Genomic DNA, 19,263 nt, shown 5'->3' with positions numbered 1-19,263 from the left:
CCGAGCGGCACCGAACCCTTGAACGGCCTGCGGCTCCCGGAAAACGAAGGCTTCCGAATGGGCAGAGGGGCAGGCTGACAGAGGCCGAGTATCGCATCGTTAGCCTTACCTGAAGGTTAACGATCGTTTGTGATCAGAACGTCGTCTCCAGCCGGATCTGCAGCGAGCGCGTGTCGCCATCGCCCCCGAAGCGGGAGCGATGTTCGAGGCGTGCGGTCCAGTGGGGCGCGAGTTCCGCCTCGATCTCGGGCGCGATCGTCAACTCCTGGCTGACGCGGCGACCGAGCGGACGCGCGCGGGCGATGTCCTGGCGCATCTCCAGCCGCAGGGCCGGTGCGATCGTCGCGCCCTGGCGGCGGATGACACGGCTGGTCTTGACCCCCGTGACGGCCGAGGTGCGGCTTGCCAGAAGCGCGCCCGACCAGGCGCCGTCCCTCGGCAGGGCTCGCACGACCGCGCTTTCCAAGCGGGCATAGGGTGACAGGGTGAGCGGACCCACGGCGAAGCGCGAGCCGTAGGTCGCGGTTGCGAACCCCGCCTCGCCCGATGCGATCGGAAGGCCGGCGCCCGCCGGCGCGGATCGAAGCGGTCCGGCGCCCGCCGTCACGTCGAGATAGCTGTCCGGCGTCGGCGCGAAGGTGCCGTAGGTCGAAAGCGTCGGCAGGTCGAGACTGCCGGCGCCGTCGATGGTGGCACGGTTGAGGCCGAGCGCCGCGCCGGCGGTCGCGCGAACGGAGAGCGACACGTCGAGGCCCGTCGCGATGTCGGCCCTCGAGTGGCGCGCCGCGATCATGCCGTCCGCTTCGCGACCGAACTCGACGATGCCGCTGCCCCAGACGTCGCCGCTCCCGTCGCTTGTCAGCCGACGGCTGACCTCGAGTTCGCTGGAGGGGGCGGGACGGCCTTCGAAGTCGTTGTCCCAGAACAGCGTCGGCAGGTCCGGCTGCGGAGCGTCGAGAAACGGATCGAGCGTGCGGTCGACCTGAGTCCGGTCGATCCGAAGGTCGAGATCGAGGCCCGACATCGCCGTGATGCCGGGATCGCGCACGGCTTCGACCCGCGCGTTGAGGCGGGCAGCGGCGGCAAGGGCCAGGTCGCTGGCGCTGCGTAGGCTGTCTTCGAGGGTCGCGGCCCGAGCCTCGGGTACGGCGACAGATAAAAGGGCGGCGAGCGCTGCGAGCGTGAGCTTGCGACGCTTTCGTGGCCGGAGAACGGGCATGAACCGTATCCCCCAGAATGATGCTGATGCGAATGATCGCAGCGCAGCATAGTCCGGGGCTGGATCATGCGAAAGGGAGATAAGTCTCCCTTGCGATCACGATACCTTGGCGCGCGTCAGCCCGGCCTTGACGCTTTCGGGGACCGGTGTCGGCAGCGGCTCGCCTGCGAACCAGGCCGACAGGTTGTCGGCCACGAGATCGCCCATGGCGCGGCGGGTATCGCGCGAGGCGGAAGCGACGTGCGGAAGGACGACGGCGTTGGGCAGGGCGAGAAGCTCGGCCGGGATGCGCGGCTCGTCCGCGAAGACGTCGAGCCCGGCACGCGCGATCGTGCCGTCCTTCAGCGCGGCGATGAGCGCCGGCTCGTCGACCGTCGAACCGCGTCCGATGTTGATGAAGATGCCGTCGGACCCGAGCGCCTTCAGCACGTCGGCGTTGACGGCCTTGTCGGTCGAGGCGCCGCCGGGCGCCGCGACGATCAGGATGTCGACCGCCTTCGCCAGACCCGCGAGCGTGTCATGGTAGGTGTAGGAGACGTCGCTCCGCCGGGAGCGGTTGTGATAGGCGATCGTGAGGCCGAAGGCTTCGAGGCGGCGCGCAATGGCGAGGCCGATGCGACCGAGGCCCATGATGCCGACCGTCTTGCCGCGAAGACTGAAGCGCGTCAGCGGGTAGGGGCCCTTGGCCTCCCAGTGCCCGGCCCGCGCATGGGCTTCGGCCTGTCCGAGCTCGCGCACCGTCATCAGGAGGAGACCGAGCGTCGTGTCGGCGACTTCCTCGGTAAGAACGTCGGGCGTGTTGGTGACGGCGATGCCCTTGGACGCCGCGTAGGCCGCATCGACGCCGTCGTAACCGACGCCGAAATGCGCGATGATCTCGAGACGGGGAAGGGCGTCGATTGCATCGTTCGGGATGTGCCCGGCGACCGCCACTGCCCGGATCGCGCCGCGCTCGGCCTCGGGCAACTCGGCAAGGTCGCGCTTCTGCAGCTTGCGAGCCGTGAAACGGCGCTCCAGTTCGGCGATCCCGTCGGCATTGAAGGGGCCGAACACGAGGACGGTGGCGTCGTTGGGCTGGGGCACGCGGGCGCTCGCTTCTTTCAGATGGTGGGGAGTGTTGAGTCGGAGCGCACGAGGCTGGATCGGCGCACGCGTAATATGGGACGGATGAGTTCGAGGCGCTCCTCGGCCGGCGCGCCGTTGAGGCGGGCGAGCAGCGCGCCCGCCGCCCGGTGTCCGACCTCGGCCTGACCGTTGGCGACCGTGGTCAGCGGCGGCATGGCGATCGCCGCCTCGTCGATATCGTCGTAGCCGCAGACGGCGATGTCGATGCCCGGCCGCACCCCGGCGCGCGACAGGCCGTACATCAGGCCGAGCGCCACGAGGTCGGAAAAGCAGACCACGGCGCGGGGCGAGCCCGGCAGGGCCAGAAATTCCGCGGCGGCATCGAAGCCCTGGTGCCGGGAACGGGGACCCTTGATCCACCAGTCCGGCCTGTATGCGATGCCGGCCTCTTCCAGGGCGTCGCGATAGCCCTGCGCGCGGTCGCGGCCGGTCGAGGTCTGGTCGGTGCCGCCGACGAGCGCGATGCTGCGATGGCCTTCCTCGATCAGGTGGCGCACGACGAGCGACATGCCGTAGGCGTCGTCGCCGCGGAAGGAGGCGACGCCCGACCCCTCGACGGTTCGCGCGATGAGCGCGACCGGCAGGTCGTTGTCCTCGGCGAGACGGATGTCGGAGGCGGGTGTGCCGATCGCCGGTGACATGATCAGACCGTCGGCGCCGAGCTGCAGCATCGTGTCGAGGAACGAGCGCTGCTTCGACAGGTCGTCGTAATGGTTGCACAGCACGAAGGTTTGGCGCTGGCGGTCGAGTTCGTCCTCGACCGCTTTCAGGATCTCGCCGTAGAACGGGTTCATGATGTCGTGGACGCAGACGCCGACGATCCCGGATTTCGACGTGCGCAGGCTCGCGGCGCGGCGGTTGTAGATGTAGCCCGAGGTCCGCGCCTCTTCCTTGATGCGCTCGCGCGTGACCTCGGCGACGAGTGGACTGTCGCGCAGCGCTAGCGAGACGGTCGCCGTCGACAGGCCGAGCCGCTCCGCGATCGTCGACAGTTTGACCTTCTGCGCCACCTAGTCTCGTTCCATGTCCGTGCGAGAACAGCAATCGTTCGGGTGTAAGGACTGGCCTTCGCCGACGCAACCGGAGGCGATCAATCCTCGGCCTCTTCAAGAGGATTGGCAGCCCCGTCCGCCGTGAAATTGCGCTCGATCCGCTTCAGCATCTTGCGCAGGCGCCGTGCGTCCTTCGCCTTCACCCCCTTCAGCGCGCGCTTCTCGACCGCGGCGCGGGCCGCCTTCACCTCGGCGACCAGCCCCAGCCCCTTCTCGGTGAGGTGGACGAAGCTCTGCCGCGCATCGAGCCGCGAGGGGCGGCGCTCGACGATCCCCTGCGCCGACAGGCGCGTCATCGTCTTGGTCACGGTCGGCGGGCGGACCTGAAGCCGGTCGGCGAGATCGCGCAAGGAGATGCCGTCCTTCTCCTCGGCGATCGCGATCAGCACCGCGTCTTGGCCGGGATAAAGCCCGCGCTCGCTTAACGAGTGGGACAGGGCGTTGCGCACGGCGCGCGCCGTCAGCGTCAGCTGGACGCTCACCACCGCCGGCCTGTTCTTCTTGCTCTCGCCCATGCCCCACCGTCGAGAATCCCGGTGCGAGGATGACCGGGTGATCCCGACTTGTCCACGCCGCTCCCTTTCACCATTCCCCTTCGGACTTTAAAAGCCTCTCACCCACCGAGAGAGGCCGCAATGACCCTGCTGGCGCACCGATTCGAAGAGCTGACGAGCGCCGAGCTTCGCGCGGCGAGGGATCGGCTCGACCGGGCCGTCGCCGTCCTGCCGGTGGCCGCCGTCGAGCAGCATGGGGCGCACCTGCCGCTCGGCACCGATGCGATCATCGCCGACGCGATGGTCGCGCAAGCCATCGCCACGCTGCCGGACGGTCTCGAAGCCGTGTTTCTGCCGGTGCTGCGGATCGGCGCCTCGGACGAGCACCTTGCCTTTCCCGGCACCCTGTCACTCGGATGGCGCGTGGCGACCGAGACCATCGTCCGCCTCGGCGAGGGCGTGGCGAGCGCGGGCTTCCGACGCCTTGCCATCGTTTCCTCCCACGGCGGCAACACGCAGGCTGTGGAGGCCGCCGCGCTCGACCTCCGGCAGCGGCATGGGCTCCTCGTCGCCAGCGCGTCGTGGAACCGCTTCGGCTTGCCGACGGGGCTTCTCCCCGATGGAGAGATCGCGATCGGCATTCATGGCGGGGCGGTCGAGACCGCCCTGATGCTGGCGATTCGCCCCGATCTCGTTCGCACCGCCGAGATCGCCGACCAGCCTTCGCTGCAAAGCCGTCTTCTCGCGGAACGCCGGCACCTTCGCGCCCACGGGCGCCTCGGCTTCGCCTGGGCAGCCGAAGACCTCAACCCTGTCGGCACCGTCGGGAACGCCACGCTCGGCACGGCCGCGATGGGCCGGGCGATCCTCGACCACCAGTCCGCGCGCTTCGTCGAGTTCCTGGCCGATGTCGCCGCCGTGGATTGGCCAATGGCCCCCGTGCAAAACGGATAGGACGGGCCTATATCGGGCGCTCCAGACAAGGAGGCATCCCGATGTCCGACACGTCCCGCCCGAGCGAGGGCCAGATTCCCGTCACCGTGCTCACCGGCTATCTCGGCTCCGGCAAGACGACGCTCTTGAACCGCATCCTCACCGAGGACCACGGCAAGCGCTACGCCGTGATCGTCAACGAGTTCGGCGAGATCGGCATCGATAACGACCTCATCGTCGAGACCGACGAAGAGATCTACGAAATGAACAACGGCTGCATCTGCTGCACCGTACGTGGCGATCTCGTGCGCGTGGTCGAGAACCTGACGAAGCGTACCGGCCGCTTCGACGCGATCATCGTCGAGACGACGGGCCTTGCCGATCCCGTCCCGGTCGCGCAGACCTTCTTCATGGACGACGACGTGCGCTCGAAGACGCGCCTCGACGCCGTGGTGGCGCTGGTGGACGCCAAGCACATCGGCCTTCGGCTGAAGGATTCGCGCGAGGCGGAGGACCAGATCGCGTTTGCCGACGTCGTTCTCCTCAACAAGACCGACCTCGTGTCGGCCGAGGAACTCGCCCGCGTCGAGGCGACGGTGCGCGCGATCAACCCGTCGGCCGTGATCCATCGGACCGAGCGCTCCGCGATCCGGCTCGACCGGGTGCTCGGGCAGGGCGCCTTCGACCTCAGCCGCGTTCTCGACCAGGACCCGCACTTCCTGGAGAAAGCCGCGCACACTCACGACGACCACGTCTGCGGCCCGGACTGCGACCATGACCACCATGGCCACGACCATCACGCCCATGACCATGGCCACGACCACCATGGACATGACCATCACGGTCATGATCACCACGACCACGACCACGACCACGGGCATCACCACCACGGCGAGGTCGCGCCGATCCACGACGTGACGGTGACGTCGGTCTCGCTGCGCGGCGGCGAGCTCGATCAAAACCGCTTCTTCCCCTGGATCCAGAACCTGACGCAGACCGAGGGGCCGAACATCCTTCGCCTCAAGGGCATCATCGCCTTCAAGGGCGACCCGGACCGCTACGTCATTCAGGGCGTTCACATGATCATCGAGGGCGACCACCAGCGGCCGTGGCGCGAGGGCGAGGCGCGCGAGAGCCGGCTCGTCTTCATCGGACGCGAGCTCGACGCCAAGCGGCTGGAGGAGGAGTTCCGCTCCTGCACGGCCAAGACCCGCGAGGCCACGCCCGCCTGATGCCGCAGATTGCCCCTTACGCGTTCGACGGCCACGTCGAGGCGGCCGCCTTCCTGAAGGACGAGCCCGTCTTCGCCCTGTCGGACGGCACGATCCGCTTCCCCGCCGGCGGCGAGACCGCGATCGAGGCGCACGAGGGCGGGCTCCTCGCCGCCCGCCTCGACTCGTTCGCGCCGCGGCTCCTGTCGGGCGGCGAGGATGGGCGCGTCGTCCAGACGACGCCCGACCGCCAGTCCGCCGAGATCGCTTCGGCCGGACGGAAGTGGATCTCGTCTGTGGCCGGTGGCCCAGGCGGCGTGGTGGGCTATGCGGTCGGGCGAACGGCCTATGTGAAGGGCGCCAAGGGGGATGTGCGCGAGTTCGCGCACGCACGCACGGTCGAGGACGTCGCCTTCGCGCCCAAGGGCCTGCGCCTTGCGACGGCGCGCTACGACGGCGCGTCGCTGTTCTTCGCGGGCACCGACGCCAAGGCGCAGGAACTCGACTGGAAGGGCGCCCATACCGGCGTCACCTTCTCGCCCGACGGGCGCTTCCTCGTCACCATCATGCAGGAAAACGCCCTGCACGGCTGGCGCCTCGACGACGGCAAGCACATGCGCATGACCGGTTATCCCGGCAAGGTGAAGAGCCTGTCCTGGTCGGCCAAGGGCAAGTTCCTCGCGACCTCCGGCGCGCCGGCCGCGATTCTCTGGCCGTTCACCGGCAAGGACGGGCCGATGGGCAAGGCGCCGCTCGAACTCGGTACGCGGGGCGACACCACGGTGGTTGCGGTCGCCTGCCACCCGTCCGACGACGTCGTCGCGATCGGCTACGCCGACGGCATGATTCTCGCGGTGCGCTTTTCCGACGCCAAGGAGGCGCTCTTGCGCCGGGGCGGCTCGGGTGCGGCGCGCACGCTCGCCTGGGACGCCAAGGGTCGCTTCCTCGCCTTCGGGACCGAGAACGGCGAGGCTGGCGTGATCGACATCGCCGGCTGAGGCCGATCAGACGTCGCTGAGCGTCGAGGGAAGCACGCTGTCGTCGAGGTCGTTCTGGAGATCGGCCTCGATCAGGCAGACGAGGCCAGCCGGGTGATAGGTCATCGTGACCTCGCCGGCGAACTCCGTCGCGAGCGACTGCTCGATGAGCCGCGAGCCGAACCCCTTGCGCTCGGGCGCCACGACCGGCGGCCCGTCGACCTCCCGCCATTCGAGCCACAGGCTCCGGCAGCCCTCGCCCGGACCGACGCGCCAGGCGATGCGCACTCGTCCCGCGTCGTCGGAAAGCGCGCCGTATTTGGCGGCATTGGTCGCGAGCTCGTGGAGCGCGAGCGCGAGGGCGAGGCTCTGGCGAGCGGTCAGCCGGATGTCCGGTCCGTCCCACGTGATCCGTTCGTCCTCGCCGCCATGCGTCGCCAGCGCCTGCGAGACGATCGCCTCGATCGGCGCACTGGTCCAGCTCGTCTGGGTCAGGATGTCGTGCGCGTGGCTGAGCGCGAGGAGGCGGGCGGAGAAGGCCGTCAGCCCTTCCTGCGCGCTGGACGCGCGCCGCAGCGTCTGGTTGGCGAGCGCGTTAACCATGGCGAGCGTGTTCTTCACGCGGTGCTGAAGCTCTCGCGTCAGGAGTGTCTGCCGCTCCTCGGCCTCCTTGGCTTCGGTGACGTCGCGCACCGCGCAGACGATGCGCACGGCCTTGCCGTCCTCACGAACGCATCGGCCGCTCGCATGGACGATCCGCGTTGCTCCGTGTTCGTGACCGATCGTGCGCAGAAGAAGATCGAAGTTCGGATCGCCGTCCGAGGCCATGGTCCGACGGACGGTGGCCTCCACCCGATCCCGGTCCTCCGGATGGATGCGCGGGCGGAAGGTGGCGGGATAGCCCACCGGCTCGTCCGGGCCGATCCCGAACACGACGCGGCACCGCGCGTCGCAGACCATCGTTCCGGTCTCGAGATCGTAGTCGAAGGTGCCCATCTCGGCCGCTTCGTGCGCCAGCCGGAGCCGCGCCTCGGTCTCGATCAGCGAGCACTCGGCCTGCCGGCGGCGCGTATAGGTCCAGGCCCGGTTCAGCACCTCGCGGATGAAGCCGATCTCGTCGGCCGTCCAGCGACGCGGTGCGGAATGGTGGAGATACAGGATGACCTGCAGCCGGTCGTTCTCGCGCACCGTCAGATTGATCATCGACAGCGAGCCGATCGCCTCCCAGGCCGCGGCGCCATCGGCGGTGATCGGGTCGAGGCGCACGTCCTCGACCACTGTCATGCCCTGCCGCAGAGCGTCGGCGAGCCGGGTGCCGAAGTCGGCGATCCGCTTGCGGCCGGCCAGCGGGACAAGACCCGGCATCGTCCACTCGCCGATGACGGTCGCGAAAGTTTCGGTCGGATCGACCGTGGCGTAGCCGACGCGCGTGATCTCCAGCGTCTCGCCGAGGAGATGGAGCGCCTTCAGCGTGTAGTCGATCGCCTCGCCGAAGCCGCCCTCGTCGCCGAGCCGCAGCAGCGCATCCTGGCGGCGCTCGCGCATCTTGTCGTGGGTGATGTCCACGACCGCACCGGGAAAGCGCACCGGTCGGCCGGCGTCGCTCAGGAAACAGCGGCCGCGCGCGTAGACCCAGCGCACCGCGCCATCGCGCCGGACCGTGCGGTATTCGGATTCGAACACGCCGCCCGCGGCGACGGTATCGCGGATCAGCTCTCCGACACGAGCGCGGTCGTCGGCGTGAATGCCGTGGAGATAGGCCGAGAGGGGAAGGCCCGATGCCGCCTCCGCCTCGTCGACCCCGTATAGCGCGGCGAAGCGGGCATCGGCGTAGATGATGTCTTCGGGGATCACCCAGTCCCAGGTGCCGATCAGGGCGGAGGCGTCAAGCGCGAACTGCAGACGCTCGCGGCTCGCGGCCAGCTCGAGGCGCGAGCGCTCCTCCTCGGTCCGGTCCCGCAGGATTTTGAGGAAACCGGTCGTCGCGCCGTCGCGGCCGCGCATCGGCACGAGTTCGCCGCGAGCGAAGAAGCGCGACCCGTCGGAGCGCTGCAGCCATCGGTCGTCCCGGGCGCGACCGTCCCGGATGGCCGTCGCCATCTCCCGCGCGAGCGGGTCGGCCGCACGGTCCTCAGGCAGGAAGATGCGGTTGGCGGACTGGCCGACGACCTCCTCGGCCGCCCAGCCGAAGATCGTGGTCGCGGCCGCGTTCCAGGCGACGATCCGCCCGGCGGGGTCGGTTACGATGAGAGCGGAGTCGGATACGCCGCCGAGCAGCGTTTCATAGACGGCTATGGATAGGGGCGTGTGACCATCCACGCCGCCGTCGAGCGCCCCGCAGGACCGGAGCCGTTCGTTCTCGCGCGTCAGGTCCGCGATCCTGTTTTCGGCAGCGGCCAGTCGGCTCGCGGCGTCCCCCGTCATTACCAGTTCCAAGCCATGCCATCGTAGAAGGCCGCCGGGCACATCGGCTCGGCGGCGGTATCGTCCCCCGCATCACGTGAAGCATGTTCGCGCGCCGGGATCAAAGGCAAAGGTCGGTCAGGGGATATTAAACGGGAACCTTACGATCTCCGCTGTCAGGCGGCCGCCAGCGTCTCGACGAGGCGTCCCGTGGGCACGATCGCGCCGCGCGCGCCGGACAGGGCGCCGTCGCGCAGTTCCAGCCCGAGCAGGCGGTGGCGTTCGAAGGGGCCCGGCATGGCGAGGTCGGCCGCCCGGTCCGCCGCAAAGCCGAACCGCTCGTAGAACGGCGCATCGCCTACGAGCACGATCGCCCCGTGGCCGCGCCAGCGGCTTTCCGCGATCGCCCGACGCATCAGCGCGGAGCCGATGCCGAGGCCCTCGCAGCGCGTGGAGACCGCCAGCGGCCCGAGAAGCAGCGCCGGCACCTCCGCACCCTCGCGCGAACCCGCCGAGACGTTCCACAGACGCACGGTGCCGAGCAGTTCGCCCTCGTCCGACTCGGCGACGAGCGAAAGGCCCTCGGCGGGCAGGCGGTCGCGACGGATCGCCTCCGACGACTTGCGGCGGCGGTTCGGGCCCATAGCGGCATCGAGCAGCGACTCGCGCGCGGATTCGTCCGCGGCGGTTTCCGCGCGCAGCGAGAAGGCAGGCGGCAGGAAGGGCAGGTCGGCGAAAAGTTCAGAGCGCGCGAACATCGGCGTTCATCCTCCGGGGCAGGGGACGAGCGAAAGCGCGACGCCTTTTTGGGCGTCGGCGATGAAGCCTCCCGGCGCTCGTGCGCCGGCAGGGATGTTCAGGGGAAGGCGGGCGGGCGGCCCGTCAGATGACGTAGGAGCGGAGCGGCTCGAACCCGTTGAACGCAACGGCCGAGTAGGTCGTCGTGTAGGCGCCGGTGCCCTCGATCAGGACCTCGTCACCCACCGTCAGCGAGATCGGCAGCGGGTAAGGGGTCTTCTCGTAGAGCACGTCGGCCGAGTCGCAGGTCGGGCCGGCGATGACGCAGGGCTCCATGCGGTCGTCGTCGCGAGCGGTCACGATCGGGTAGCGGATCGCCTCGTCCATCGTCTCGGCGAGGCCGCCGAACTTGCCGATGTCGAGATAGACCCAGCGGTTCTTGTCCTCGGCCGACTTCTTCGAGACCAGCACGACCTCGGCCTTGATCACGCCCGCGTCGCCGACCATGCCGCGGCCCGGCTCGATGATCGTCTCCGGAATCTGGTTGCCGAAGTGACGTCGGAGCGCGGCGAAGATCGAGCGGCCGTAGGCCTGCGCCGACGGCACGTCCTTCAGGTAGCGCGTCGGGAAACCGCCGCCCATGTTGACGAGCGTCAGCACGATGCCGCGCTCGGCCAGCTGGCCGAACACCATCGCCGCATCGGCCAGCGCCTTGTCCCAGGCTTCGGTGTCGCACTGCTGCGAGCCGACATGGAACGAGACGCCGGTCGCGACGAGGCCGAGGTCGCGGGCATGGGTCAGGACGTCGATTGCCATCGCCGGGACGCAGCCGAACTTGCGGGACAGCGGCCACTCGGCGCCCTCGCCGTCGGTCAGGACACGGCAGAAGACGCGCGCGCCGGGTGCCGCGCGGGCGACCTTCTCGACCTCTTCGACGCAATCGACGGCGAACAGCGAGACCCCGAGCGCATGGGCGGCCGCGACGTCGCGCTCCTTCTTGATGGTGTTGCCGAAGGAGATGCGGTTCGGCGTGGCACCGGCGTCGAGCGCCATCTCGATCTCGGCGACCGAGGCGCAGTCGAAGGACGAGCCCAGCGAGGCCAGGAGACGCAGGATCTCCGGCGCGGGATTGGCCTTCACGGCATAGAAGATGGAGCTGTCCGGCAGCGCCTTGCGGAAGGCGCGGAAGTTGTCCTCGACGATGTCGAGATCGACCACGAGACAGGGACCGGCAGGGCGGCGGGTGGCGATGAAGTCGAGGATGCGCTGCGTAGCCATCGGAAGCTCCGGTTAACCAACAGGTTGACGAGGAGCGCACGCATTCGTTCCCGCGAGCAGCCGGTGGAGACCCCGCTCGAAGTGCGAACGCGAAACGCGACATGTACGGACCCGACGACGGGGTGAGCCGCCGAAGGATCCGGTAAAGTCTGCCGTGGATTGGAGAGCTACGCTCGCCGCACTTCGGGCAAGGAAGGTGTGCCTCTGCAGTATTCCTGGCTATGGAGACCAGGAGAGACCAGAAAGGCCCTCACCGTCGTTGCTTCAAGGCGTCCACGATTTCGCCAGCAGCGAAACCGACCTGGAGACGAACTCCAGTGACCGACCCGGTGATCTTCGCATTCGAAGATCCGGGGGACGCCCACAGGCACGTGCGACATTGGGCAAGGCGGGATATAGAAACGGTCGCTGTCATACGCAACAGAAAAAACGACCCCCGAATCGTCTTTTTGAAAAGGCGCTGGACTTACCGCCATCATGTCGTCAGACGGCAACACCGGTCAGCTTCGCACACGAGAGATATGCCGATGGACACCCTGACCCGCATGCGCGCCTTTCTTGCGGTGGTGGAGAACGAAGGCTTCTCGGCGGCCGCGCGCAAGACCGGTCGCTCCAAGGCGCTCCTGTCGAAATACGTGCGCGAGCTGGAGGACGAGCTCGGCGTCCTTCTCATCAACCGCACGACGCGGCAGGTGGCACTGACGGCAGCCGGCGAGGTCTATGTCTCGCGCGCCTCGGCGATCCTCGCCGACCTCGAGACGCTGAACGACGAGGCTCGGGAGGCGACAGGCGAGGCCAAGGGCACCCTGCGCGTCACCGCCGCGCGCACCTTCGGCGACGCCGAGCTCGGCCTCAGCCTCGTCGAGTTCTCGGCCGCTCATCCCGACATCTCGCTCGACCTTCACCTCAACGACAGCTTCGTCAATCTGCTGGAGGAGAACTTCGACGTCGCGATCCGCATGACGCGGCTGACCGATTCGGCGATGATCGCGCGCCGGCTCGGCTCGCTCGACTTCACCATCTGCGCGACGCCGGACTTCCTCGCCGAGCACGGCACGCCGACGCATCCGAGCCAGATCTCGCGCATGCCGGCCGTGATCGATTCCAACGCCAAGGTCCTCTACAACTGGACCTTCCGCGATCCCGCGACGGGCGATCCGATCCCGATCAGCGTCTCGGGGCGCTTCTCGGCCAATTCTCCCTATACGGTGCGCGCGGCGACCCTCGCCGGGCTCGGCATCGCGATGTTGCCGGAGTTCGTCGCGCGGCCCGAGATCGCGGCCGGGCGGCTTGTCAGCGTGCTCGACGACTACGTGCCGAAGGACGCCGGCATCTATGCGGTGTTCCCGCATCGTCGCCACCTTCCGGCGAGAACGCGCGTCTTCGTTGACTTCTTGGCAACCTGGTTCCGCAAGAATAATCCCGGCCGGGACATGAGCGCCGCCGCCTGAGGCGCGAGGGCTCGGCGCCAGCTGAAATGCCGAGGTCCCGCATGCGCCTGTTCACCAAGCTCCTCGCCGCCGTCCTGATCCTCGGCGCCAGCTCGGCCGCCCATGCCGGCGTGAAGGCGCGCGAGACGGTGTTCGTCGGCGACTACGAGCCCGGCACGATCGTGGTGATGACGGGCGCGCGCCAACTCTTCCTGGTGACCGGCGAGGATACGGCGCTGCAATACGACATCGCCGTCGGCAAGCCGAGCGAGCAGTGGTTCGGCACCAGCTGGGTCTCGAAGAAGCGCGTCGATCCGACCTGGGTGCCCACCCCCTCGATGCGCGAGAAGAAGCCGACCCTCCCGGCCTCGATGGGGCCGGGGCCGAGCAATCCGCTCGGCAAGCGGGCGATGAACCTTGGATGGGGCACCTATCGCATCCACGGCACCAACTCGCCGAACTCGATCGGATCGGCGGCCTCGGCCGGCTGCTTCCGCATGCGCAACGACGACGTGATGGATCTCTTCGAGCGGGTGCATGTCGGGGCGCAGGTCGTCGTCCTGCGCTGAAGGCGCAAAGACCGTTTCCCCACTTTCGCCTTGAATTCATCGTCCCTCCGCCAGGGCATCGAAGCGGGGACGAACATGCGTCGACCAATCATCCTGGCCGGGACGGGCGTCGCCCTCCTGGTCGCGACCTGCGGCGCGGCCTCGGCCCATCCGCACGTCTTTGCCGACTCGCGCATGGAGATCGTCGGAACGAGCGACGGCTTGCTCTCCTCGGTGCGCAACATCTGGCGCTTCGACGAGCTGTTCTCCTCCAGTGTCGTCGTCGACTTCGACAAGAACGGCAACGGAACGCTGGACGACGACGAGGTGCAGGCCGTCGCGGAAACGGTGCGCCAGTCGATCGCCGAATGGGACTTTTACACCTTCGTCAGCATCGGCAATCGCGACCTCAAGCTGAAACCACCGGAAAGCATCCGCGGCCTGTTCGAGAAGGGTCAGCTGCTTCTATTCTTCGAGATGAAGCTAGAGGAGGCCGTCGACCTGAAGGCGCAGCCGGTCACCTTCTCGGTCTACGACGAATCCTATTTCGTCGCCTTCGACTTCGCCAACGAGACCGCCTTCCAGCTTCTCGACCTGCCCAAGACCTGCACCAAGAGCTACACGCGCCCCGATCCCGACGAGGACGCGAGCGACTGGATGAACTCCGTCTCGATGCTGAAACCCGGCCAGTCGATCCCGGAGGACGGCGTCAACTTCTCCCAGCTTCTCGCGACCCGCGTGGACGTCTCGTGCAAGGCCGGCTGACGCGTACGTCCCTAGCACTGGCCGTGCTGCTGGCCGCCGCCGCGACCGCCCACGCCCAGTCCTCGCTTGGCATCGGCAACGCCGAGGTCACGGCCGCACCGAGCGGCCCCTTCGCCGGCGTCTTCATGGAGATCCTAGCAGTCCAGCGGCAGTTCTTCGTCGATCTTCGGCAGGCGCTGGTGGCGCTGCGCGACGGGCACGGGGGCTTCCTCTGGCTCGCAGGGCTGTCCTTCGCCTACGGCGTCTTCCATGCGGCAGGGCCGGGGCACGGCAAGGCGGTGCTGTCGTCCTACATGCTGGCCAACGAAGTAGCGCTGCGGCGTGGCATCGTCCTGTCCTTCGCAGCCGCCCTGGTGCAGGCGCTGTCGGCCTGCATCGTCGTCGCGCTCGGCTGGTTCGCTCTGCGCGGCAGCGGCCTGTCGATGACCGACCTCGCCTTCGGGCTGGAGCTCGGCTCCTATGCGATGATCGCGCTCGTCGGCGCCTGGCTGTTCGTGCGCAAGGGCTGGCCGCTTCTGCGGCGCGCGGCGGGCGCGGTACGGGTCTTCAACCCGCAGCCGTCCGGCGAACTCGCCTTCGCGGGACGCGGCACCTTCACCGGAACGGATCGCGCCGCTCCCGTCCTCGCGCTCCGCGCATCCGGCGGCTACGGCGCCGACATCTGCGACGACCCGGCCGGCGACGCCTGCGACTGCGGTCGACCACACATTCTCGACCCGAAACTTCTCGACGGTCCGACCTTCTCCTGGCGCACCGCGCTCGCGACCGTCGTCGCGATCGGCCTGCGCCCGTGCTCGGGCGCGATCGTCGTCTTGACCTTCGCCCTGATGAACGGGCTGTACGGCGCGGGCGGGCTTTCGGTCCTCGCGATGGCCCTCGGCACGGCGATCACCGTGTCACTGATCGCCGCGCTCGCTGTCTCGGGCAAAGGGCTGGCGCTTCTCGCCGGCCGCGCGGGCGGCTGGGGGCGAGGGTTGCGAACGGCGCTGGAGCTCGGCGGCGCCGGCCTCCTTGTCGCCGTCGGCCTCGGGCTTCTCCTCGCTTCGCTGCCCGGCTAACGCGCCCTGCGATACTGGCGGGCCGCCTCGCCGAACGCCTGGAAGATCGCGCGCGAGGCGGGATCGCTCGCGGCCCAGTATTCCGGGTGCCACTGCAGCCCGAGGGCGAACCCGCCCGCATTCGTCACCGACACGGCCTCGACCGTGCCGTCCGGCGCACGCGCCTCGACCGTCAGGCCGTCGGCCAACCGGTCGATCGCCTGACGGTGGAGCGAGTTGACCTCGACCGTGGCGGTGCCGACGATCGCGGCGAGACGGCCGCCGGGCTCCACCGCAACCGGATGGCGGAGTGCAAAACGCCCGTCCTGTTCGGGATGAGACGGCGCACGGTGGTCCATCCGCCCTTCGAATTCCTGGATCTCCGTCGCGAGCGACCCGCCCAGCGCGACGTTGAGTTCCTGATGGCCACGGCAGATCGCCAAGAGCGGGATCTCGCGTGCGATCGCGCGGCGGATCATCGTCTCGGTCAGGCGATCGCGGGCCGGATCGAAGGGCTCGTGCGCGGGCGTTGGCTCGACGCCGTAACGGCTCGGATGGACGTTCGACGCCGACCCCGTGACGAGGACGCCGTCGACACGGTCGAGCACCACATCCACCGCCGCCTCGTCGGCGAGCGCCGGCACGATCACGGGAACGCCACAGGCCGTCGCCATGATCGCGGTCAGATATGTCGAGGGCGCGGCGTGCCACTCGTAGTTCTCGAAGCGCCTCGTATCGGCGGGCACGGCGATCAGGGTGGCGCTGTCTGGCACGGCGAAAGGTCCCTTGCGACGCGCGGAGGTTCGAATCGCGCCTCCATCCGATCGCGCGACCGCAAGGCCCGGTCAAGCACGGAGGCGTTTAACAATGGTTATCGCCTAACGCCCGCCAGTCCGGGTGCGTGGGTCGGGCTTCTTTCCGGGGCCGGGCCCGTTGCTTCCAGAAGGAATTCCCATGACGCCCGTCCTGTCGATCGGCTCGCTCAAGACCTCCGGTTCCACCACCCTTGCCCTGACGCTTGCGGGCGTCGCCGTTGCCGCCGACATTCCGGTCGTGTTGGTGGATGCGGGCCGCGACAAGGACCTCGTGGACTGGGCCGCCAAGTCCGGCCGCCCGTCGCTCTGCACCGTCGAGGTGGCCGACGACGAGATCACGCTGGAGCGCATCGTGCGCGCCGCCCGCCGTCGCGGCGACCTCGCCCTCATCGACGCTGGCGACAACGCCGAGATGATCCGCGCCGGTGCCCGCCTGTCGGATCGTGCGTTGATCCCGGTCCGCTTCTCGCCGCTCTCGGCCTATGCGGCGCTCGCCACCGACCGCCTGCTCGCGACCGAGGCCGACAAGGGTCGGCGCGGGCGCGACTGGGCTTTCGTCGCCAGCGCGGTCACCACCATTCCGAGCCGCGTGGCGCGCACCATCGAGGGCATGATCGAGCGCTCGCCGACGGCCCGCCTCGAGGTCGGCCTCGTCCAGCGGGCGGCCTACGAAGCGCCGTTCCTGCACGGCGGCACGCTCTTCACGCTCGGCGAGGACGTCGCGCCGGGCATCGAGCGCGCCCGCGCGGAGGCGGCGACCATCGCCTACGAGATCGGCATTCTCGGCCACGACGTCGATGCGACGACCGTCATCCGCGAGCGCGGCTCCTTCGAGGCCGCCGCCGCAGCGGCTTGATCCGGCCAGCCATTCTCTTCGAAACGGCCTCGGCGATCGTCGTCCGGGGCCGTTTTGCGTTGGAGCCGGTGACGGCGCGGGTGCCGGGAGCTACATCCCTCCCCATGAGCGATTCAGCGCCCAAAGCCGCCAAGCCACCCCGCCCGGTCACGCCGGAATGGTTGTTTCGCGCGGCCGGCCACTACCTGGAGCGCTACGCCTCGACGGAAGCCAACCTTCGGCGCGTCCTGCAGCGCAAGGTGATGCGTCGCGCCCAGGCGCGCGGCGAAGAGCCGTCGGTTTTCGAGCCTATGGTCGACGAAACCGTGGCGCGCTTCGTGGAACTGAAGCTTTTGGACGACCGCAGCTATGCCGAGGCGAAGCTCGCCTCGCTGCGTCGGCGCGGAACGTCGCTCCGCCAGAGTGCCGCCAAGCTCGCGATCAAGGGCGTCGACCGCGAGACGGTCGCCAGCGTCATGGCGGGAGACGAGACCGACGACGCGGACGCGGCCCGGAGGCTCGCCCAGCGTCGCCGCCTAGGCCCCCATCGGCTGCGCGAGCGCGCCGAGCGGCGCGACCGGGACGTCGCCGCACTGATGCGTGCCGGTTTCTCCTATTCCCATGCCGCGGCGGCCATCGACGGCGAAGCCGATAATCACGACTGAACCAGGAACCCCGACCTCCGTCGCCCGTTGGTGAACCGAACACTAACACGGCGGACAGCACTCTCGGAGCTTCGACGCTCCGACGAAGGTCTGTCCGCATTCGGAAGAGGCCATTCCTTCATGCCCAGCATCCGCGACGCCAAGATCGCCATTCTCGCCACCGATGGTTTCGAGCAGTCGGAACTCATGCAGCCGCTGGAGAAGCTCCGCGCGGCCGGCGCCACCGTCCATGTCGTTTCGCTGAAGGAAGGCGAGATCAAGGGATGGGACGAGACCGACTGGGGCCAGAGCGTGCCGGTCGACAAGGTTCTCGATCAGGTCTCGGTCAACGACTATGATGCGCTCGTTCTGCCGGGCGGCCAGATCAACCCGGACAAGCTGCGCACCGAGGAGAGCGTCGTTTCGTTCGTGCGCGACTTCTACAACACGAAGAAGACGCTCGCCGCGATCTGCCACGCGCCGTGGCTGCTGGTCGAGGCGGGCATCGTCAAGGGCCGCGACGTCACCTCGTTCAAGTCGATCAAGACCGACGTCGTGAATGCTGGCGGTCGCTGGCACGACGAGGAGGTCGTGACCGATCAGGCGCTCATCACCTCACGTAACCCGAACGATATTCCGGCTTTCATCGCCAAGATCATCGAGGAGGTCAAGGAAGGCCGTCACGAGAAGCGCCAGGCCGCCTGAACGGCCTATCGGCGGGAAAATTCGAGACGGGGCGCTAATGCGCCCCGTTTTCGTATCGAGCGTTGCGCGGCGGCGATTGTCAGCCCGCCGGCTTCCCGTATAACAGCCAGGAAAACGGCGTGGCGGAGAGGAAAGAGCGTATGGCCGAGGATCATGGCTACGAGTGGAAGGGCACCACGATGGACTACGCCGAGCACGATCGGACCTATATGGGGTTCCTCGGGCTGGTGAAATATGGCTCGATCGCGATCGTCGCGATCCTGCTCGCCATGCTGGTCGGCCTCATCATGAATGCCGGCATCATCATGAGCGTGCTCGCGGGCGGGGTGTTCTTCGTGCTCGCCAGCTTCCTCCTCGGTGGCTCGACCGAGGTCAAGCACGACCGGCCCGACCTGAAGACGCACCACTGACCAGCGCCCGACTGAAACGAAAAAGGCCCGCACATCGTGCGGGCCTTTTTCGTCAGGGAAACCGTCAGGGCTTGTAGATGACCGCGACCGGCTGCGCCTCGTCGAGCGTCAGCCGGGCGACGCCGACGGTCGCGTTGACGCCTTCCTGGATCTGCAGGCTGGTCGGCTGCAGCGTGAAGCCGCGGTCCGGTCCCCCGATCAGCGACTTCCCGCCGACGCCCACCGCAAACGAGGCGTCGATGCTGGTCCCGTAGTAGCGACCCGCCAGCGACTCCGGCTGACCGCGCTCGAAGCTTGCCGCCAGAACCGACCAGGTCATCAGGGTGCGCCCGGTGATGCCAAGGTCGACGCCGTAGGTGTCGAGCGTCCCGACATAGGTCTCGGTGGCGCGCGTGCGGCCGAAGGGGATGTAGTTGCACAGGACCGTCTCGCTGGACGACACGATCTGGTTCAGGGTGCCGTTGCTCTTGCAGACGAGCGTCCCGACTTTGACGCCCGCCTCCGCGGTGGAGGGGAGAGCGGCGGCGGACGCAAGGGCGAGGGCGGCGAGGATGGTCTTCTTCATGGCATGTCACTCGGCTCGAAACACTGTTCGCGCCGTTAACCTTTTGCCAAGCCGTTGGTTTCCCTCAGCCCGCGCCGAG

20 protein-coding genes are annotated in these 19,263 nt (G+C 68.4%); 11 read left to right on the top strand and 9 right to left on the bottom strand.

What is annotated here, in order from left to right:
- Positions 1 to 133: 133 nt before the first annotated feature.
- The 4 genes from BM175_RS06080 to BM175_RS06065 all read right to left on the bottom strand — a co-directional run bounded on the left by BM175_RS06080 (position 134) and on the right by BM175_RS06065 (position 3,911).
- Entirely contained in the window at positions 134 to 1,219 is a 1,086-nt protein-coding gene (locus BM175_RS06080) for an autotransporter outer membrane beta-barrel domain-containing protein (protein ID WP_090960715.1), read from the bottom strand.
- Between the two features lie 96 nt (positions 1,220 to 1,315).
- Positions 1,316 to 2,302 (bottom strand): 2-hydroxyacid dehydrogenase, encoded by a 987-nt coding sequence (locus tag BM175_RS06075; protein WP_090960713.1) that lies wholly within the window; start codon positions 2,300 to 2,302, stop codon positions 1,316 to 1,318.
- A 17-nt stretch (positions 2,303 to 2,319) separates the two neighbouring features.
- Entirely contained in the window at positions 2,320 to 3,354 is a 1,035-nt protein-coding gene (locus BM175_RS06070; protein ID WP_090960710.1) for a LacI family DNA-binding transcriptional regulator, read from the bottom strand.
- A gap of 80 nt (positions 3,355 to 3,434) precedes the next feature.
- Positions 3,435 to 3,911, bottom strand: coding sequence for a MarR family winged helix-turn-helix transcriptional regulator (locus BM175_RS06065; protein ID WP_090960707.1), 477 nt, complete (start codon positions 3,909 to 3,911; stop codon positions 3,435 to 3,437).
- A gap of 120 nt (positions 3,912 to 4,031) precedes the next feature.
- Between BM175_RS06065 and BM175_RS06060 the strand changes: the two genes are divergently transcribed.
- Genes BM175_RS06060 through BM175_RS06050 form a run of 3 tightly spaced genes read left to right on the top strand, consistent with a single transcriptional unit; the run spans position 4,032 to position 7,032 of the window.
- Positions 4,032 to 4,844, top strand: coding sequence for a creatininase family protein (locus tag BM175_RS06060; RefSeq protein WP_175526775.1), 813 nt, complete (start codon positions 4,032 to 4,034; stop codon positions 4,842 to 4,844).
- A gap of 41 nt (positions 4,845 to 4,885) precedes the next feature.
- A complete protein-coding gene (locus tag BM175_RS06055) occupies positions 4,886 to 6,055 on the top strand; it encodes a CobW family GTP-binding protein (protein WP_090960704.1) in 1,170 nt (389 codons plus the stop codon).
- The gene (locus BM175_RS06050) at positions 6,055 to 7,032 is read left to right on the top strand and encodes a WD40 repeat domain-containing protein (protein ID WP_090960701.1); all 978 of its coding nucleotides are present in this window, start codon (positions 6,055 to 6,057) and stop codon (positions 7,030 to 7,032) included. Before BM175_RS06055 ends, BM175_RS06050 begins: the two co-directional genes overlap by 1 nt.
- A 6-nt stretch (positions 7,033 to 7,038) precedes the next feature.
- Here the strand turns inward: BM175_RS06050 and BM175_RS06045 are convergent, their stop codons facing one another.
- The 3 genes from BM175_RS06045 to odc2 all read right to left on the bottom strand — a co-directional run bounded on the left by BM175_RS06045 (position 7,039) and on the right by odc2 (position 11,430).
- Complete coding sequence (locus tag BM175_RS06045; RefSeq protein WP_090960698.1) at positions 7,039 to 9,435, bottom strand: PAS domain-containing sensor histidine kinase; 2,397 nt, start codon at positions 9,433 to 9,435, stop codon at positions 7,039 to 7,041.
- Between the two features lie 155 nt (positions 9,436 to 9,590).
- Positions 9,591 to 10,172, bottom strand: a complete 582-nt coding sequence (locus BM175_RS06040) for a GNAT family N-acetyltransferase (protein ID WP_090960695.1) — start codon at positions 10,170 to 10,172, stop codon at positions 9,591 to 9,593.
- Between the two features lie 124 nt (positions 10,173 to 10,296).
- Positions 10,297 to 11,430, bottom strand: coding sequence for an ornithine/lysine decarboxylase (gene odc2, locus BM175_RS06035; protein ID WP_061931979.1), 1,134 nt, complete (start codon positions 11,428 to 11,430; stop codon positions 10,297 to 10,299).
- Between the two features lie 527 nt (positions 11,431 to 11,957).
- Between odc2 and BM175_RS06030 the strand changes: the two genes are divergently transcribed.
- The 4 genes from BM175_RS06030 (at position 11,958) to BM175_RS06015 (ending at position 15,231) form a co-directional block, all read left to right on the top strand.
- Complete coding sequence (locus BM175_RS06030; RefSeq protein WP_175526774.1) at positions 11,958 to 12,881, top strand: LysR family transcriptional regulator; 924 nt, start codon at positions 11,958 to 11,960, stop codon at positions 12,879 to 12,881.
- Between the two features lie 41 nt (positions 12,882 to 12,922).
- On the top strand, positions 12,923 to 13,429 hold the full coding sequence (locus tag BM175_RS06025) for a L,D-transpeptidase (protein WP_090960692.1): 507 nt from the start codon (positions 12,923 to 12,925) through the stop codon (positions 13,427 to 13,429).
- Positions 13,430 to 13,504: 75 nt separating this feature from the next.
- On the top strand, positions 13,505 to 14,173 hold the full coding sequence (locus BM175_RS06020) for a DUF1007 family protein (protein WP_090960689.1): 669 nt from the start codon (positions 13,505 to 13,507) through the stop codon (positions 14,171 to 14,173).
- Positions 14,158 to 15,231 (top strand): nickel/cobalt transporter, encoded by a 1,074-nt coding sequence (locus BM175_RS06015; protein WP_090960687.1) that lies wholly within the window; start codon positions 14,158 to 14,160, stop codon positions 15,229 to 15,231. The genes BM175_RS06020 and BM175_RS06015 overlap by 16 nt, the downstream gene beginning before the upstream one ends.
- Here the strand turns inward: BM175_RS06015 and BM175_RS06010 are convergent.
- Positions 15,228 to 15,983 carry a gamma-glutamyl-gamma-aminobutyrate hydrolase family protein gene (locus BM175_RS06010; protein WP_090960685.1) on the bottom strand — a complete coding sequence of 252 codons (756 nt, stop codon included), beginning with the start codon at positions 15,981 to 15,983 and terminating at the stop codon, positions 15,228 to 15,230. The genes BM175_RS06015 and BM175_RS06010 overlap by 4 nt on opposite strands.
- A gap of 181 nt (positions 15,984 to 16,164) precedes the next feature.
- Here BM175_RS06010 and BM175_RS06005 point away from each other — a divergent pair, with 181 nt between their 5' ends.
- The 4 genes from BM175_RS06005 (at position 16,165) to BM175_RS05990 (ending at position 18,619) form a co-directional block, all read left to right on the top strand.
- On the top strand, positions 16,165 to 16,881 hold the full coding sequence (locus BM175_RS06005) for a chromosome partitioning protein ParA (RefSeq protein WP_139224571.1): 717 nt from the start codon (positions 16,165 to 16,167) through the stop codon (positions 16,879 to 16,881).
- 104 nt (positions 16,882 to 16,985) lie between these two features.
- Positions 16,986 to 17,525, top strand: a complete 540-nt coding sequence (locus tag BM175_RS06000; protein WP_090960682.1) for a regulatory protein RecX — start codon at positions 16,986 to 16,988, stop codon at positions 17,523 to 17,525.
- Positions 17,526 to 17,645: 120 nt separating this feature from the next.
- On the top strand, positions 17,646 to 18,209 hold the full coding sequence (locus BM175_RS05995; RefSeq protein ID WP_090960679.1) for a type 1 glutamine amidotransferase domain-containing protein: 564 nt from the start codon (positions 17,646 to 17,648) through the stop codon (positions 18,207 to 18,209).
- A 140-nt stretch (positions 18,210 to 18,349) separates the two neighbouring features.
- Positions 18,350 to 18,619, top strand: a complete 270-nt coding sequence (locus BM175_RS05990; protein WP_090960676.1) for an aa3-type cytochrome c oxidase subunit IV — start codon at positions 18,350 to 18,352, stop codon at positions 18,617 to 18,619.
- A gap of 64 nt (positions 18,620 to 18,683) precedes the next feature.
- Here the strand turns inward: BM175_RS05990 and BM175_RS05985 are convergent, their stop codons facing one another.
- Positions 18,684 to 19,184 carry a DUF992 domain-containing protein gene (locus BM175_RS05985; RefSeq protein ID WP_090960673.1) on the bottom strand — a complete coding sequence of 167 codons (501 nt, stop codon included), beginning with the start codon at positions 19,182 to 19,184 and terminating at the stop codon, positions 18,684 to 18,686.
- Positions 19,185 to 19,263 lie beyond the last annotated feature (79 nt).

It is taken from the genome of Aureimonas phyllosphaerae, from assembly GCF_900113065.1.
GTDB lineage: Bacteria > Pseudomonadota > Alphaproteobacteria > Rhizobiales > Rhizobiaceae > Aureimonas > Aureimonas phyllosphaerae.
This window is presented reverse-complemented; position numbering and strand designations above follow the sequence as displayed.

Coding starts and splice junctions, on each gene's coding strand:
- BM175_RS06080 (WP_090960715.1), bottom strand. CDS start 1,219: ATGCCCGTTCTCCGGCCACGAAAGCGTCGCAAGCTCACGCTCGCAGCG.
- BM175_RS06065 (WP_090960707.1), bottom strand. CDS start 3,911: ATGGGCGAGAGCAAGAAGAACAGGCCGGCGGTGGTGAGCGTCCAGCTG.
- BM175_RS06060 (WP_175526775.1), top strand. CDS start 4,032: ATGACCCTGCTGGCGCACCGATTCGAAGAGCTGACGAGCGCCGAGCTT.
- BM175_RS06055 (WP_090960704.1), top strand. CDS start 4,886: ATGTCCGACACGTCCCGCCCGAGCGAGGGCCAGATTCCCGTCACCGTG.
- BM175_RS06050 (WP_090960701.1), top strand. CDS start 6,055: ATGCCGCAGATTGCCCCTTACGCGTTCGACGGCCACGTCGAGGCGGCC.
- BM175_RS06045 (WP_090960698.1), bottom strand. CDS start 9,435: ATGACGGGGGACGCCGCGAGCCGACTGGCCGCTGCCGAAAACAGGATC.
- BM175_RS06040 (WP_090960695.1), bottom strand. CDS start 10,172: ATGTTCGCGCGCTCTGAACTTTTCGCCGACCTGCCCTTCCTGCCGCCT.
- odc2 (WP_061931979.1), bottom strand. CDS start 11,430: ATGGCTACGCAGCGCATCCTCGACTTCATCGCCACCCGCCGCCCTGCC.
- BM175_RS06030 (WP_175526774.1), top strand. CDS start 11,958: ATGGACACCCTGACCCGCATGCGCGCCTTTCTTGCGGTGGTGGAGAAC.
- BM175_RS06025 (WP_090960692.1), top strand. CDS start 12,923: ATGCGCCTGTTCACCAAGCTCCTCGCCGCCGTCCTGATCCTCGGCGCC.
- BM175_RS06020 (WP_090960689.1), top strand. CDS start 13,505: ATGCGTCGACCAATCATCCTGGCCGGGACGGGCGTCGCCCTCCTGGTC.
- BM175_RS06005 (WP_139224571.1), top strand. CDS start 16,165: ATGACGCCCGTCCTGTCGATCGGCTCGCTCAAGACCTCCGGTTCCACC.
- BM175_RS06000 (WP_090960682.1), top strand. CDS start 16,986: ATGAGCGATTCAGCGCCCAAAGCCGCCAAGCCACCCCGCCCGGTCACG.
- BM175_RS05995 (WP_090960679.1), top strand. CDS start 17,646: ATGCCCAGCATCCGCGACGCCAAGATCGCCATTCTCGCCACCGATGGT.
- BM175_RS05990 (WP_090960676.1), top strand. CDS start 18,350: ATGGCCGAGGATCATGGCTACGAGTGGAAGGGCACCACGATGGACTAC.
- BM175_RS05985 (WP_090960673.1), bottom strand. CDS start 19,184: ATGAAGAAGACCATCCTCGCCGCCCTCGCCCTTGCGTCCGCCGCCGCT.